General features: G+C 53.7%; 13 protein-coding genes and 1 pseudogene. 2 read left to right on the forward strand and 12 right to left on the reverse strand.

The genetic code is table 11. The features are described from left to right. Positions 1-105: 105 nt before the first annotated feature. The 10 genes from C1J03_RS06845 to C1J03_RS06890 all read right to left on the reverse strand — a co-directional run bounded on the left by C1J03_RS06845 (position 106) and on the right by C1J03_RS06890 (position 10596). Positions 106-720, reverse strand: a complete 615-nt coding sequence (locus C1J03_RS06845) for a nucleotidyltransferase family protein (protein WP_114884953.1) — start codon at positions 718-720, stop codon at positions 106-108. Beyond that, positions 713-1492 carry an XdhC family protein gene (locus C1J03_RS06850; RefSeq protein ID WP_114884961.1) on the reverse strand — a complete coding sequence of 260 codons (780 nt, stop codon included), beginning with the start codon at positions 1490-1492 and terminating at the stop codon, positions 713-715. Before C1J03_RS06850 ends, C1J03_RS06845 begins: the two co-directional genes overlap by 8 nt. Beyond that, positions 1489-2670, reverse strand: a complete 1182-nt coding sequence (locus C1J03_RS06855) for a vWA domain-containing protein (protein ID WP_114884963.1) — start codon at positions 2668-2670, stop codon at positions 1489-1491. The genes C1J03_RS06850 and C1J03_RS06855 overlap by 4 nt, the downstream gene beginning before the upstream one ends. Continuing rightward, complete coding sequence (locus C1J03_RS06860) at positions 2667-3542, reverse strand: AAA family ATPase (protein WP_114888891.1); 876 nt, start codon at positions 3540-3542, stop codon at positions 2667-2669. Before C1J03_RS06860 ends, C1J03_RS06855 begins: the two co-directional genes overlap by 4 nt. A gap of 51 nt (positions 3543-3593) precedes the next feature. Then, positions 3594-6020, reverse strand: a complete 2427-nt coding sequence (locus C1J03_RS06865; RefSeq protein WP_114884964.1) for an aerobic carbon-monoxide dehydrogenase large subunit — start codon at positions 6018-6020, stop codon at positions 3594-3596. Further along, entirely contained in the window at positions 6017-6511 is a 495-nt protein-coding gene (locus tag C1J03_RS06870) for a (2Fe-2S)-binding protein (RefSeq protein WP_114884966.1), read from the reverse strand. The genes C1J03_RS06865 and C1J03_RS06870 overlap by 4 nt, the downstream gene beginning before the upstream one ends. Positions 6512-6524: 13 nt before the next feature. Then, complete coding sequence (locus C1J03_RS06875) at positions 6525-7379, reverse strand: FAD binding domain-containing protein (protein WP_114884968.1); 855 nt, start codon at positions 7377-7379, stop codon at positions 6525-6527. A 134-nt stretch (positions 7380-7513) separates the two neighbouring features. Beyond that, complete coding sequence (locus tag C1J03_RS06880) at positions 7514-8635, reverse strand: MHYT domain-containing protein (RefSeq protein WP_114884970.1); 1122 nt, start codon at positions 8633-8635, stop codon at positions 7514-7516. 482 nt (positions 8636-9117) lie between these two features. Further along, entirely contained in the window at positions 9118-9429 is a 312-nt protein-coding gene (locus tag C1J03_RS06885) for a bactofilin family protein (protein WP_114884972.1), read from the reverse strand. A 171-nt stretch (positions 9430-9600) separates the two neighbouring features. Next, positions 9601-10596, reverse strand: coding sequence for a lipoprotein N-acyltransferase Lnb domain-containing protein (locus C1J03_RS06890; RefSeq protein WP_114888892.1), 996 nt, complete (start codon positions 10594-10596; stop codon positions 9601-9603). Between the two features lie 444 nt (positions 10597-11040). Here C1J03_RS06890 and C1J03_RS06895 point away from each other — a divergent pair, with 444 nt between their 5' ends. After that, a complete protein-coding gene (locus C1J03_RS06895) occupies positions 11041-11892 on the forward strand; it encodes a hypothetical protein (protein WP_254694206.1) in 852 nt (283 codons plus the stop codon). On the opposite strand, the gene rlmF is transcribed toward C1J03_RS06895, so the two are convergent. Next, entirely contained in the window at positions 11889-12830 is a 942-nt protein-coding gene (gene rlmF, locus C1J03_RS06900; protein ID WP_114884976.1) for a 23S rRNA (adenine(1618)-N(6))-methyltransferase RlmF, read from the reverse strand. The two genes, C1J03_RS06895 and rlmF, sit on opposite strands and share 4 nt — an antisense overlap. A 301-nt stretch (positions 12831-13131) precedes the next feature. Beyond that, complete coding sequence (locus tag C1J03_RS06905) at positions 13132-13617, reverse strand: DUF3124 domain-containing protein (RefSeq protein WP_114884978.1); 486 nt, start codon at positions 13615-13617, stop codon at positions 13132-13134. A gap of 304 nt (positions 13618-13921) precedes the next feature. On the opposite strand from C1J03_RS06905, the pseudogene C1J03_RS06910 reads away from it, so the two are divergent. Continuing rightward, a pseudogene (locus tag C1J03_RS06910) lies at positions 13922-14854 on the forward strand (IS5 family transposase). Positions 14855-14951: the final 97 nt, after the last annotated feature.

Genomic DNA, 14951 nt, shown 5'->3' on the forward strand with positions numbered 1-14951 from the left:
TTCTTTCCTAACAGCAGGGGAATTTGGTGGACGCAAGTGTTTCGGCTTGCGCAGGTGTGAGGGCCCATTTCTGACGGAAGGCCCGGAAGTAGTTGCGTAGTTTTTTCATGCCATACCCCTTTGCGACGTCATTTGTTCGAAAGCTGCAAACGCTGCGGGCGTGTCGATGTCATTGAAGAAACCGGGTTGGGTCATCGGGATGGGTTGGGCCAGTTCGGGATTGGCACGTGTGAATTTTCCGCAGCCCGGATTGGCCTGATCAGCCAACAATTGGGTGCGCAGTGTTGCGGGCATAATGATCGGATTACCACGTGTAGAGTTTTTGTAAGGGATCGAAATTTTCTGAACGTCTGCGGCCAAATGCGCCGCGATTAGCGCGCGCAGATCGTCAGATGTAAGTTGTGGCTGGTCGCCAAGCCCGATCAGATAGTTAAGCGCATCGTCGGCTGCCCCAAGAAGTCCTGCGCGGACCGAAAATGGTTGTCCCGCTTCATACTCTGCATTGTGAACGCAGTGGATCGGTAAACCTGCAAGTGCCGCCTCGATCTTATCGGCTTCAAACCCTGTCACCAAGCAGACCTGTTTGTCCACGACAGCAAGGTAGGTTTCAACGACGTGCCGGATCATTGGTTTGCCGTTGACCGGCAACAACAACTTGTTGCGCGCCTCCATGCGGCGCGACAGGCCAGCGGCCAATATGATCGCACCAAAGCTACCCATTTTGCGCAACTTTTGCTAAAAGATCGCGTTTGACCTGCGTCAGTTCCGCTAGGATCGAAAGCGCGATCTCAGCAGGCGTCACTGCGCCAATGTTCAACCCAGCGGGCGCGCGGACAGCGGCGATGTGTGCGGGATCTGTGCCGGCAGTGATCAGCTTTTTGGACAGGCTGGCAAACTTTTTAGTGCTGCCGACAAAAGCGACGTAATCGACCGTATCAGCTAATCCGGTCTTCAGCGCGGCAAGATCGCCTTGGCCTTGTGTCGCAATCACAAGGTACCGCCCGCGACCTTGCGAGCGTTCGGCCATGGGCGCGTCAGACCTGACAGTGGCCACAGCCCATCCAAATTGCGGAGCAAGCTCAATTAGCTTTTCAGCAACCGGAGACTCTCCAAAAATCAGTAAGTCGGGCGTTGGGATATAGGGCTCAATAAAGATGTCGATCGTGCCTTTGGACGGGCATCCGTTGCGCGCAAAACGGACACCATCAACGTCATCGCCCGCGCGCACACCTTTTTCCGTCAGATCTTCTTCCGGAGCGACTGAGATAAACTGCGGCTTTCCAGTCGCGTAGGCCCGCAAAGTTGCGTCCTTGATCGCACCACGCACACAGCCGCCGCCAAGCCATCCTTCAAGGATCGTTCCATCTTCGCGCAGCAATGCCTTAGCACCGGGCTTGGCAGAGGTGGTGCCTGCGGTGCGCACAATGGTGGCGACCGCGAAACAGTCTTCGCCCATTTGCAGTCCGTGATCAGTGATCTGTTTGGGTGTCATAGCCGCGCCAGATCTGCTTCAAGCGCCGTTAAGTCGCCGAGAGTATTGGCGGCACGGAATAAATCCAAATGCGGCAATGCCCCGGCCATCGCTTGGGCTGTAGGAGTGTAGCCCTCCCAGCCTTTCAGCGGATTGAGCCAGATGATCTTACAGCCGCGTTTCTTTAAGCGGACCAGAGCATCAGAGATCCCATCGGGCGATGCCGTGTCATAACCGTCTGACAGGATCATCACGACAGTCCGGTTATCGACAAAACGCCGGCCATAGGTGCCTGCAAAGGTGTCGAGGCTATCTGCAATCTTGGATCCGCCGGCAAAACCTTCGGCCAGTAATGACAACCGCGCCAACGCGCGGAGTGCGTCTTTATCGCGCAAGGCTTCGGTGATCCGAACAAGGCGGGTGTGGAACAGATAGGCATCCGCGCGCGCATCAGCCCGCATCAGCCCTGCAAGGAACGCCAGAAAGACACGGGAATAGACGGTCATCGAACCCGAAACATCGCAGATCGCAGTTATCCGTAGAGTGCGGTCAGGCCGTTGACGTTTGGGGAGCGCGAACGGCTCGCCCCCAGTTGCAAGGCTTTGCCTCATGACTTTGCGAAAGTGGATTTGATCTCCCTTGCGCGCGGCTTTGCGACGACGTGATCGCCGATCCCGCAAGGCAGCCCCAAGGCGGAGTGCGATCTTTTCGGCCTCGGCAATGTCTTCGGGCCGAACCAGATCGCGCAGGTCTTTCTTGAACAGGTTGGTCACATCTGTCGCGACGAGTTTGCCTTCCCCATCGCTTTCCGCTTCGCCTTCACCACTGTCAGGGGCGCTGATGTCGCCTGTTCCACCGCTTGCCTCTTCACTCACCTCGCGATTGGAATGCACATTTTCGCTTTCGCTCGGCACAGCTGTTGCGGTTACGCGGGTCTTGACCCGTCCGCCATTCATCCAAAAGCTGTTAAACAATCCATCAAACTGTGCCGCTTCTTCGACGCAGCCGGTAAACACGGATTTAAGCGCGCGGCGCGCGTCATGCGGGTTTGTGGCGTTGATGTGGGTTAAGGCTTCCAACGCGATGCCCGTTTCACCCACGCCAAGTCGCAAGCCGTTGTCGCGCAGATGTGCGACAAAACCAGCCATGCGCGCAGCGGGTCCCGGATCGCGGGCGGCGAATTTGGTTACAAGCGTCATGCCGCTTTGCCTGCCAGGCGTTGTGCGATTTCAGTGGGGATCGCATCGCGGTCTACGTGTGTTTTCAGCAAAGTCGTCAACGTTGCCTGCAAAACTACAGGGTCATCCGTCAGGTCGGCCACACCGAGCCCCATCAGAGCGGCAGCGAAATCCAACATCTCCGCGATGCCTGGCTTTTTCTCGAGTTCTTGTTTGCGCAATGCCTGCACAAACCCAACGATCTGAGCGCAGAGCCGGTCTGTTATGTCTGGGTAGCGCGTCACCAATATGGACAATTCGGTCTCAAGATCAGGATAAGGCACGTGGGCATAGAGACAGCGCCGCCGCAACGCATCACTTAGGTCGCGGGTGCCGTTGGCCGTTAAAATGACCATAGGGCGCGTCGTTGCAGTGATCGTTCCCATTTCGGGAATGGTCACCTGAAACTCCGACAGGATTTCGAGCAGGTAGGCCTCGAATTCTTCGTCTGCACGGTCGACTTCGTCGATCAGGAGGACGGGTGCCTTGTCTTGGCGGATCGCCTTCAACAGGGGACGTTCAAGCAGAAACTCATCCGAGAATATCCGCGCCTCAACGGCCTTTCCTGTCTCGCCATCCTCAGATGCCGCGCGGATCGCCAAGAGTTGACGTTGGTAATTCCATTCATAGATCGCTTGTGCAGCATCCAAACCTTCGTAGCACTGCAAACGGATCAGCTGGGTATCTTGAACGGCCGCTAAAACACGCGCGACCTCGGTCTTGCCGACGCCTGCAGCCCCTTCCAGCAACAAGGGCCGACCAAGCGACAAAGACAGATGCAGTGCCATCGCGAGATCACCAGAAGCGATATAGCCTTGATCGGCCATAGCCGTTTGTAGCGTCATCCAAGTCATCATTGTCCTCCCAGACGAAGGGGGCAGCGCGTGGCTGCCCCCATCCTTTTCCTAGTCGTGCATGCCAAGATTGTTGGCTGTCTGCCAAATGCGCCAATGATCATGCGGCATGTTGGTATGACGGTTGCCAAAGGGCCGAAACGCATCCTGCACCGCGTTCGAGAAGCACGGAACGCCGCCGACATGCGGGCTTTCGCCAACTCCCTTGGCCCCAATCGGGTGGTGCGGACTTGGGGTGACCGTGAAGTCCGTCTCATAGTTCGGAACCTCCCACGCGGTTGGCAAGAAGAAGTCCATCAACGTGGCCGTCTTGACGTTGCCCATGTCGTCATAGGCAATCTCTTGGCCCAAGGCGACGGCGAGCGCTTCGGTCAGTCCACCATGGATTTGCCCTTCGATGACCATCGGGTTGATCCGTGTGCCGCAGTCGTCCAGCGCATAGAAACGGCGGATTTCTGGAACACCGGTATCGACGTCAATGTCCATGACACAGACATAGGCCCCAAACGGGTAAGTCATGTTGGGTGGGTCGTAGTAGCTGACCGCTTCAAGACCTGGCTCCAGCCCTGGGATGGCCTGATTGTAGGCGGCATAGGCGATTTCCTTCATCGTCTTGAACCGCTCTGGCGCGCCCTTGACGACGAACCGATCCACATCGAATTCCACGTCGTTGTCGTGGACCTCAAGCAGGTAGGCCGCGATCATCTGCGCTTTGGCACGGATCTTGCGCCCTGCCATTGCTGCCGCGGCACCGGCTACGGGGGTGGAGCGAGAGCCATACGTACCCAAGCCATAAGGGGCAGTATCAGTGTCGCCTTCCTCAATCGTGATGCTTTCGGCGGACAGGCCAATTTCGGTCGCTAGGATTTGCGCGAAGGTAGTGGCGTGCCCTTGACCTTGGCTGATTGTTCCAAGCCGAGCGACGGCAGACCCCGTTGGGTGGATCCGAATTTCGCAGCTATCGAACATACCCATCCCAAGGATATCGCAGTTCTTGACGGGGCCAGCACCGACAATCTCGGTAAAGAACGACAGACCGATGCCCATAACCTTACGAGTTTCACCGCGCTTGAACGCCTCGACACGTTCGGCTTGCTCAGCGCGTAGACCTTTATAGTCGACGGCCAACAACGCCTTGTCCCACGCTGTCTGATAATCGCCTGAATCGTATTCCCAACCCAGTGCCGCAGTATACGGAAACTGCTCTTTCTTGATAAAGTTGATCGATCGCAGTTCTGCGGGGTCCATGTTCAACTCAATCGCGAGGACTTCGATCATGCGCTCGATGAAATAGACAGCCTCGGTCACGCGGAATGAACAACGGTAAGAAACACCGCCCGGAGCCTTGTTGGTGTAGACACCTTCGACGCCGAGATAAGCGACGGGAATGTCGTACGATCCGGTGCAGATATTCATGAAACCCGCCGGGAATTTTGTTGGGTCCGCACAGGCATCAAACGCGCCGTGGTCTGCTGTCACGTGACAATGGAGACCAGTGATCTTGCCTTCTTTCGTGGCGCTGATCTTGCCCTTCATCCAGTAGTCGCGGGCAAAGGCGGTAGACATCAGGTTTTCCATCCGGTCTTCGACCCATTTTACGGGAACGCCCGTGACAATGGACGCGACGATCGAGCAGACATAGCCGGGATAGACCCCAACCTTGTTGCCGAACCCGCCACCGATATCGGGCGAAACGACGCGGATGTTATGCTCTTCAATGCCCGACAAAAGCGAGGCAACCGTGCGCACCACATGCGGTGCTTGGAAAGTGCCCCAAAGAGTGAGCTTGCCGTTCACCTTATCCATCGACGCGACGGAGCCGCAGGTCTCGAGCGGGCAGGGGTGCGTGCGGTGATAATACATCTCTTCGGTGGCCACGACTTCGGCATTGTCTATCACCTGATTGGTGGCCACTTCTTCACCAGCTTCCCAGGTGAAGATATGGTTGGGATGCTTGCGCGGACCGTGCGCGCCGTTGGGGATTGAGCCGTCTTCGGCCACCAAATCCTCGCGCAGAACCACATCCGATTGCAACGATTTGAAAGGGTCGACGATCACCTCAAGTTCTTCATAGTCCACTTCGATCAGTTCCACCGCATCAGCGGCAACATAGCGATCAGAAGCAACAACGAAGGCGACCTCTTGGCCTTGGAACAGCACCTTGCCGTCGGCCAGCACCATCTGCTTGTCACCTGCCAACGTTGGCATCCAGTGCAGGCCCAGCGGTTCGAGGTCTTTTGCTGTCAGAACAGCTGTGACACCGGGCAGCGCCATGGCGGCATCGATGTTGATCGATTTGATCCGAGCATGTGCATAGGGCGAGCGGACAAAGTCGCCGTGCAACATGCCCGGCAGTTTGATGTCGTCGACATAATTGCCCTTGCCTTGAGTAAAGCGTGCATCTTCGACGCGCTTGCGTGAACAGCCCATACCTTTGAGGCCAGCGACCCGTTCTTCGCGTGTGATTTCGTCCTTCATTGTGCCGCCTCCTTGGCTGCATTTATCTCAGACGCTGCTGAGAGAATTGATTTGACGATGTTCTGATAGCCCGTGCACCGGCAGATATTGCCGGCAATGCCAAAGCGCACATCTTCCTCGGTTGGGTTGGGGTTTTCCTCGAGCAGCTTCGCTGCACGGGTGATCATGCCCGGTGTGCAGAAACCGCACTGAAGACCGTGGTGTTCTTTGAAGTTCTCTTGCAGGACGTGCAGCGCGTCTGGGTTGCCGAGGCCCTCAACGGTGGTGACCTCTGCGCCATTGGCTTGTGCTACAAAGACAGTGCAGGATTTCACCGACTTGCCGTTCATCGTCACAGTGCAAGCGCCACAATGGGACGTTTCACAGCCGACGTGTGGACCGGTGATGTTGAGCTTTTCGCGCAGCGCATAGATGAGCAGCTCGCGAGGTTCAGCTAAGAATTCGTGATCCTCGCCGTTGACGTTTAGTTTGACGTGCATCTTGTTTGACATGTGTTTTCCTCCCTTACGCCCGCGACCAAGCACGCGCGATCGCACGGCCTAGGACGATACCAGCAACGTGGCGTTTGAATGCAACGGGGCCGCGGTTATCTTCTGTTGGATCAATATCGCTCAGCATGGCTGTGACAGCAGCTTTGATCGATGCCGCATCACAGTCCGTGCCGATAAGCGCATCTCCAGCGGCCTCCGACCAGACCGGCGTATCGCTGAGGTTGGTCATCGCAATTGAGGCGGTAGCGACCTTGCCGTTCTCTTTTGAAATTTGCACGGCTGCAGCAGCGGTCGCGTAATCGCCGATCTTGCGCTTTTGTTTCTCGTAGGCGAAACCACCGGCCGGGGCCTTGAGTGTCACGGCCGTCAGAACTTCTTCGTCATCGCGTTCCGTCATATAAGCGGCTTCGTAGAAGTCGCGCGCATAAATGGCTCGGTCCCCTTCCGGTCCAACCAGATGAAACTGCGCGTTTAGACATTGCATAAGACCGGGCATATCGTTGCCGGGGTCGCCGTTCGCGACATTCCCGCCAACGGTGCCCATGTAGCGAACCTGCGGGTCGGCGATTTGCAGAGCCGCCTCTTTCATTATGGGGGCAGCCTGTTCCAGCTCGGCAGAGTTGATGATCTCGTGCTGTGTTGTCATGGCACCGATCTTGATGGTGCCATCCTTGATGCTGATCCCGCCTAGGCCTTCAATGGCTTGCAAATCGATCAGGTGCGGGACATCAGCCATCCGCAGCTTCATCATTGGAATCAGGCTGTGCCCTCCCGCGATTACCCGCGCATCGTCCCCATGTTCTTGAAGCAGAGCAATCACCCCTGCCATGTCTGTCGGCCTGTAGTACTCAAACGCCGCTGGTATCATTGCTTCGCCTCCCGTTTCCGCAAATATTTTTCAGAATACCAATCTGTACGCAGCGGAATGCCGGCGCTTGGGTTATTCAACGAAATGATCGGGTTTTTGCACGAAACGCACCACAGGCCGCACGAACTGCGGGGCTATAGACCCAGTGCGTTTTGGACGAATTTTAGATTCGATCGGCTGACCGGGACAGAAGGCAGCTTGGCATCGCCAAAACTGCATACGCCATTGTCTTTCCGTCGTTCGAAGTGCTCGACGAGCTTTGGGTTCACCAAATAGCTGCGGTGGGTCTTGATAAATCCCACCCCATCCAGCCGCTTATAAGCCTCGGTGATCGGCCAGGCGCAGAAGTGCTGCTCATCCTTGGTGTAGATGTAAGTATAATGGCCCTCGGCGCGCACAAACGCCACCTGAGCGGGGTCAATCAATTGCGTAACGCCATTGCGTTCACACGGAATACGGACAGCGATTGGAACAGGTGCTGACACAGTGGGTGTCGTGGCCGGAGCCGCTGAAACAATTGAAGGTTCCGCAGCCAGGGACGTGGTCGGGTTTAGGAACGTCACCCCCATCCAAAGAAAAGCGCCAAAGATGACAAAGCTGGAAAAGATAACGCCCATCGCCAGTGTTTCGTTACTCATCACCGGACCAAATTCATTCAGTGTGAAAACAGCGACAAAATTGGTCCCAGCTATGGCCGCAAAATGAACAGCACTGACAGCCGCCCCAAAGCACAACGTCCCCAATAAGATTGTGCGGTTGGACCGTTGGCCGTAGGCGATCCAGAACGCCGCAATACAAAGCCCAACCGCTGCCACGACGGCCAGAAGAATTCCGAATGGTGTATAAACCGCGCGGCACAATTGCAGGCCGGCCATTCCGACATAGTGCATCGCCAGAATGCCACATCCAACCATGGCGCCAGCGGCAGACAAGGTGAAAGGCGTTCGTTCACGAAAGTGCAACAGCAGCAACGCCGTGCCTACAATGAGGATTGCCAGCAATGCCGACGCAAGCGTGATCGCCGCATCGTAATAAAAGAGGATGGGCATCTGAATGCCAAGCATCGCCACAAAATGCATCGACCAAATGCCGCCGCCCAAGGCTATGGCCGACATCGCAATCGACCCTTTGCGGCGCGAGACACTTTGCTTTGAAAGGTCCTTTGACAAGGTCAGACCTGTAAAGCCCGCGGCAAGGGCAACCACGATCGAAGCGATAACCAGTGCAGTGTTGTGAGTAACGTCTAAAAACTCCATCCCGTTTGATGGCAGCAATTTTCAAACAAATCAAACTGGCAAGATTTGTATTCCAATCGCCCCTACGTCAGCAAACAAATGTGCCACATACCACCACCCGCACAGAGAGCTGGCAGAACTGAATGCGCTGGAAACTGACCGAAAGACAGCGATCAGGTTGGCCGGATTTCGAGATTCTTGAAGCGCCAGTGTGGTTTCGACCTATGTCATAAGTCGCATAATTAACTGGCGTGTCGGTTTGTTCCGATCCTCATCGGGCTCATTATACCCAACCGTGGTCTCTTAGGTCCTATGCGTCGTGGCCTAGGCTGTCCAAAACTCTGCAAAGCGGCCATTCAGTGCAATCATAGTGAGGGGCTTGTCTTCATAGCAGTCGTTGATACACACTGAAGCGCACTGCGGCACTGAGTCCAATGCAGACATCTGTTGCGAATGCAAAAGAAGAAAAAGGAAGGACAGAATGTAGCCTTCTAAGGCGACTATCAGGCACCTGATACGTTCAGTTTGCCCTTTATTTTCGCTCCTGTTTGCATATCCATATTTTTTGCAGAAATGTCAGCTGTCACGTCCGCGCCTGATTGCAATTCCACGGTATCGGCTTTTAAAGATCCGGCCAAATGCCCTCGGACGTGAGCGGATGTTACCTTCACACTCCCCGACACAGACCCTCCCATCAAAACATCGATGGACTTGCCTTCAACGTCACCGTCAATTTTTCCGCCTACATCGATATCCGCGCTTCCGGAAATGTTACCTGTTATTTTCAGGTCCTCTGAAATTATTGTTTTTCCCATGGTCAAATCTCCCCTCAACAGAACCTTTGTGCGGCACTGACCTGACCGCCGTCAACAGTCTAATGAAAAGAGCAGCGCTCCCCATTGAGCGCAGGACAGCATCGGCGAGGACCACTGCAAAGTCCGCAATTTGACCTAGCGTGCGCGAAACTCTGTGACCGCACATCAGGCTTACGGCATTGGTACATCTTTGCGGATGGCGGTGGAAAAATTATCGGTCAGCCCGTTTGCTAGGGCACGTTCGGTAATATCTCCAAGATGATAAAGTTCTTCGATGGAAACATCGCTATTCAATTTTCCATGATCGTATAGAAAATTTGGGAAATAGCCGTTGACGATTACGCGGTAGTCAAACGGGACTTTGATACCGACATGACGTGCTAGCATTATGACTGAACGCGAGCAGTTCGTGAACACTGAGTTGAACCAGCGCGGTTTTTCGGCGACTTCGTTTGCCGCTGCTACATAGGCTTCAATAAGGCGGGTATCATTTGGATCGTGCTGTCCCCGAAAGATTTGCACGCGCTCCTTTTTGATATTTGATCGCAGTCCAACGATATCTCGTTCTTCCGCTGCGATCACTGCGATCGTATGTGCCTTGAAAAAATCTGCCGTGGGAGAAAACGAGCTGCCGACTTCACGGCGCACTTCCATAGACCAGGTTAAGTAGTCCCCGTTCGCAAAGCCAAAACTAACCATGAAATGTGCCATCTCGGGTCCGGCCCAATAGGACATAAACAAATCGGCGGACTCGGTTTGGGAAAGGTCATATGTTCGCGTCACCCAGTTCTCGTCAAAATCATCGACCGTTCGCCAATTGAAAGCACGGACATTGTGAAGGGTCAGGATATCTCCGTCGATCGTGCCTGTGACTTGTCGGGCCACGTCGGGCGTCCAATTTCCGTCAGCAGGGGGGACCAGTGTGTTCCACCACACGTTCAGGGCAACTAGTGACACGCCGAAAACCCAAAACCACCGCCAGCGGAGCGATGTGAAGAATGCAATCAGTGTGCTGATTCCAAATATTCCGAAGGATACGGCGGCTACTCCAACCACGAGGTTAGGCCCCGGCAGTTTGTACCACAGTGCAAGCGTGCCCCAAGCTGTTGCATAGGCGACTGTTAGAAACAGCACTGCGAATGGGAAAAATTGTACAATTCGGAACATCGGGAACAATATGAAAACTTGGCGGGGAAAGTAAATAATCTTGCTCGGCCAACGCCGCTCTTCGGCTCTCGCTAACGCCTCAGCTGTTGCATTGAAATTTGGTTCAAGACTCGAGAAAGGGTATTGGCTAGCGAAATTGTCGCGCGCGCATTAGACCGGTTTAACCCCGAAGCAGACCACCTCAGATTGCTACCCAGTTTGTCGAAAAGAAACAGGGCGCACCCATTGCCTTTTAGGTTTCGCAGTGGCGCAATCCAAGAAACGGCCATCCGGTTCAAAGCTCGGTGGTTTTATGGTCTCTCGCTTAACATTCGTCACTTTGAGCTGCTAAACGAAGCCATGTGGCAGGACTGCCCAGTCTCCAGTTGAACTAAAAGTCGGGCTGAAACACAATGCTCCTGCTGTTTGCGGCTCGCCGCATTGCCCAAAAAGATGGAAAACCAGTTGGAACCTCTCACATCAACGATCGCATACAATCAAATTTCCATGCCGGTCTTGCAGTTGCAGAATCTGGGGGTGCTCCTCTTTTTTGTTCTTCCTGCATTTGCTGTCATTGGTCACCTCGTAGGAAAGTCCGTGCGGAAGAAACATCTAGGGGCTGGCAAGGATATTGACGTGCGCGCAGGAGAAACCACCATGGGTGCTGTTTTTGCGATCTTGGGGCTGCTACTGGCGTTTTCTTTTGGGAACGCGATGTCTCTTTCGCGTACGGCAAAAGAGGTTTTGATTAATGAGGCTGCTACTATAGGCACTGCATTTGACCGTGCCGATTACTTGCCGGAGCCCGGAAGATCGGAAATTAAACTAGCAATTTACGCCTATGCGGTAACCCGCATTGTTCCCGAGAAAGAGGAAGTGGACACCTCGGAGAAAGTGCGTTCTTTTCTGGATGCTAGCCTGCGGGAACAGGCCATTTTGTGGCCTCTCACTTTGAAGGTTACTGCGGATCCATTGCCCGCTCCCATGAAGACGTTCTTCGCGGGATCGATAAACGACGTGTTGGATGCTCACCTATTTCGTATGCAAACACTTTCTGAGCCGGTATCCAATTTGTCACAATTTATGGTTCTGGGCGCCGCGCTCACAGCGATGTTTCTTATGGGCAATAGATCAGGAGTTCTCGGACGTACTTTGACTTGGCGTATATTTTTATTGTCCGGATTCTTGTTTGTAATAATGTTTACCATCGCTGACACCAATCGTTTCGAAGAAGGCTTGGTCCAAGTGGATGATGGTACATTGCGCGCAACTATAGCGGAAATTGAGAACGCATTGGGTGTTAAAGCGGGAAGTTAGCGTCCGCCCGCAACGGGTGTAGCTCCACTTGCAAACAACGATCGTTGACGTTTATTGATGTAAGTCCAAGCAACAAAACGACTTGTTTTTTGGCCCTGTGCCATTTCAACTACCTTAAAATCAGCGACTTTAGCTTTTCTTAAAATTTTGTAGATTGGCTGGAGATTGTCTTTTTTCGACACCAACGAGCTAAACCATAGGCACTGGTCCGCGAACTCTTTGCTCTGTTCAATCATGCTAGCGATAAATTTAACCTCACCACCTGGGCACCAAAGCTCAGCGTTTTGACCGCCAAAATTGAGTTTTTTGGAATGCCCCTTTCCGAGGTTTTTCCACTTACGTTGGGTGCCTTTGTTGGCTTGTTCCATGGAGGCATGGAAAGGGGGGTTGCACAGGGTGATATGATAATAATCTTGGGGTTCGATCACGCCTCTAAAGGTATTTTCACGTATATTTTGCTGTCTGAGTGTGATGTCCAGCTTGTTGAGCTGGCAAATCTGCTGTGCCGATTTGATAGCGACCGGGTCTATGTCGACGCCAGTGAAATGCCAGCCATATTCGCTCTGACCGGCAAGGGGGTACACCAAGCTAGCACCGGTGCCTATGTCCAGCGCCTTTATACTACGCCCACGCGGGATCTCTTGATTGTTGTCGCAGGCAAGCAAGTCCGCAAGATAGTGGATGTAGTCGACACGACCGGGGATCGGAGGGCATAAATAATCTGCCGGGATATCCCAAAATTTTATATCGTAATGAGTCTTTAGCAACGCCCGATTGAGCATACGGACCGCCAATGCGTCTTGAAAATCAATCGTCGTTTGTCCGACGGGGTTGCTGATCGTAAATGCCTCAAGTTCAGGTGAGTCCGCCACTAAACGCACAAAATCGTAACCTTCTCTGTGTTGATTACGGGGGTGCAGCTTCGTTTTGGTGACCATGGGGAAGCCTTCATTGAAGTTGGTGGAAGTTACTGGCCAAGCCGTTAGTTGTACTTAAACACTCGTGGACAATTAGTAAAATTAGTAAGGTGTTCCATGGGGATGGCTTTGTCGCACAAATGCCCTGATAGGATTTAGCGCATGTCTCCAGCGTGATTGCTGGACTTTGCAGAACAAATCGGCCCGATGCGCCGCAGCGGCATTCAGCTCTCATCTCGATCAAATAGCCCAACCACCTGCGGCGCTGCAGCACAGTTTCCTTTAAACGGTCATACAAACGGAGCTGAATAACCAAAAAGATCTAATTGCTGGAAACGCCTACAACGTCTCTTGAGATAGCTTGACCTCTGGACGTAAAAGATATGCCTTGCGTCCCGGTTCCGCCGATCATCAAAGCTTCTGCAATAGGTGAGTTTGCGGGTGCCTCGCTGGTCCAGTTGATAAGAAAGTTGGCACCGACCCCACCAGTCTTGTCTCTTATATCGATTAGATGTTTCCATGACCCAAAAGGTGGAATTGTGATCGCTTCTTGCAATAGGCTTTGGACCTGCTTCCCCTGATGATCGTGATAGGTGACCGTCTGGAGGTTGACTGGTTGCTCTGGATCGACGTTGTGAATGACAATTGTTACCGCCATCTGATGTGAACTTCCGGGGCCAATAGGAACTTCGGAGTAAGCTGGAACATAGATTGTTTCAGAGAGTGCCTTAAGAACAATGCCATCTGCGTGGGCCCAGCTTGTCATAGCCGTAAAAGCGAGCGGTATCAAATTCATCCAGATTTTCACCAAATTTCTCCCTTTTCGGTATCAAGAACCATTTCCTGATTTTACCCTAGTCCAGCGTCCCCTACTTTTGAAGGGAGGCTGAGGTCAAAGAAAGTGGTCTTGCCCGTCCGTGTGATCGGTACAAACCGAGCCATACGATCTTTTAATTTGAGGTAATGCGAAGTGAATCCAACCCTTTCGGAGAACCGTTCACGTGCCCTTCTGATACGGCAGTTGCGATGAAAAACACTGCCTATTCTTGGCTTTGTTGCACAAATAGGGTTGTGGGATTCGCTGTATGAATCCAGCGTGGTAGCTGACGGACATGAGCAGCTGGATACCGAAGATTTACAAGACCAAGAACTGGTCAGACTATAACCGAGCCCTAAAACAGCGTGGTTCGCTGTCGATCTGGTTTGACGCTGAGATGGTGTGGGATGCGACGCCATCTGGCAAGTGGGGGCGTCAGCAGGCTTATACTGATGCGGCGATCCAAGCTTGTTTGACCATGAAAGTGCTGTTCGGTTTGCCGTTGCGGCAGACCACTGGGTTTGTCGAAAGCTTGCTGTAATTTGCTGGTCTGAACTGGACAGTGCCAGACTTCAGCACTTTGTGTCGACGGCAGAAAACGTTGCCGGTCGCCATTCCCTATCAGGGTTCATCGGGGCCCTTGCACCTTCTGATAGATAGCACAGGCATCAAGGCGGAGGGCGAGGGTGAATGGAATGCCCGTAAGCATGGCGGCCCTAAACGTCGCCTATGGCGCAAGATCCACATCGGAATTGATGAAGAAACACTGGAAATACGTGCCGTCGAGGTCACCAGTAGCAGCATCGGTGACGCGCCCATGCTACCTGACCTGCTCGATCAGATCCCGCCGGACGAAGAGATTGGCAGTGTCACTGGAGATGGGGCTTACGACACCCGCAAATGCCACGATGCAATTGCAGCTCGCAATGCCCATGCTGTCATTCCACCGCGTAAGAATGCGAAGTTGTGGAAGTCTAACACACCCGGAGCCAGAGCGCGAAACGAAGCTGTTCGGTCCTCAAAGTACCTGGGTCGCGCATTATGGCGGCAAGTGACCGGATACCACCGCCGAAGCCGCGTCGAAACAAAGATGCATTGTGTGAAATTGCTCGGTCAATCTCTCATGGCCCGCGACTTTGATCGCAAAGTCGCAGAGATACAGATCCGCGCTGCCATCCTAAACGGCTTCTCAGCGCTTGGCATACCTATCACAGAGGCCGTAGGCTAAATCCGTCCAGGGTAAGGGAAAGTTCGACTTCAACCCGATTTTTGCAACAAAGCCGTCGATACCTATATGTATGTACACCCTGTCAGATGCTGCATGG

The sequence above is a fragment of the Sulfitobacter sp. SK012 genome (assembly GCF_003352085.1).
In the GTDB taxonomy this organism is placed as follows: Bacteria; Pseudomonadota; Alphaproteobacteria; order Rhodobacterales; family Rhodobacteraceae; genus Sulfitobacter.

Coding starts and splice junctions, on each gene's coding strand:
- C1J03_RS06885 (WP_114884972.1), bottom strand. CDS start 9,429: ATGGGAAAAACAATAATTTCAGAGGACCTGAAAATAACAGGTAACATT.
- C1J03_RS06850 (WP_114884961.1), bottom strand. CDS start 1,492: ATGACACCCAAACAGATCACTGATCACGGACTGCAAATGGGCGAAGAC.
- C1J03_RS06860 (WP_114888891.1), bottom strand. CDS start 3,542: ATGACTTGGATGACGCTACAAACGGCTATGGCCGATCAAGGCTATATC.
- C1J03_RS06855 (WP_114884963.1), bottom strand. CDS start 2,670: ATGACGCTTGTAACCAAATTCGCCGCCCGCGATCCGGGACCCGCTGCG.
- C1J03_RS06865 (WP_114884964.1), bottom strand. CDS start 6,020: ATGAAGGACGAAATCACACGCGAAGAACGGGTCGCTGGCCTCAAAGGT.
- C1J03_RS06880 (WP_114884970.1), bottom strand. CDS start 8,635: ATGGAGTTTTTAGACGTTACTCACAACACTGCACTGGTTATCGCTTCG.
- C1J03_RS06875 (WP_114884968.1), bottom strand. CDS start 7,379: ATGATACCAGCGGCGTTTGAGTACTACAGGCCGACAGACATGGCAGGG.
- rlmF (WP_114884976.1), bottom strand. CDS start 12,830: ATGGTCACCAAAACGAAGCTGCACCCCCGTAATCAACACAGAGAAGGT.
- C1J03_RS06845 (WP_114884953.1), bottom strand. CDS start 720: ATGGGTAGCTTTGGTGCGATCATATTGGCCGCTGGCCTGTCGCGCCGC.
- C1J03_RS06870 (WP_114884966.1), bottom strand. CDS start 6,511: ATGTCAAACAAGATGCACGTCAAACTAAACGTCAACGGCGAGGATCAC.
- C1J03_RS06890 (WP_114888892.1), bottom strand. CDS start 10,596: ATGTTCCGAATTGTACAATTTTTCCCATTCGCAGTGCTGTTTCTAACA.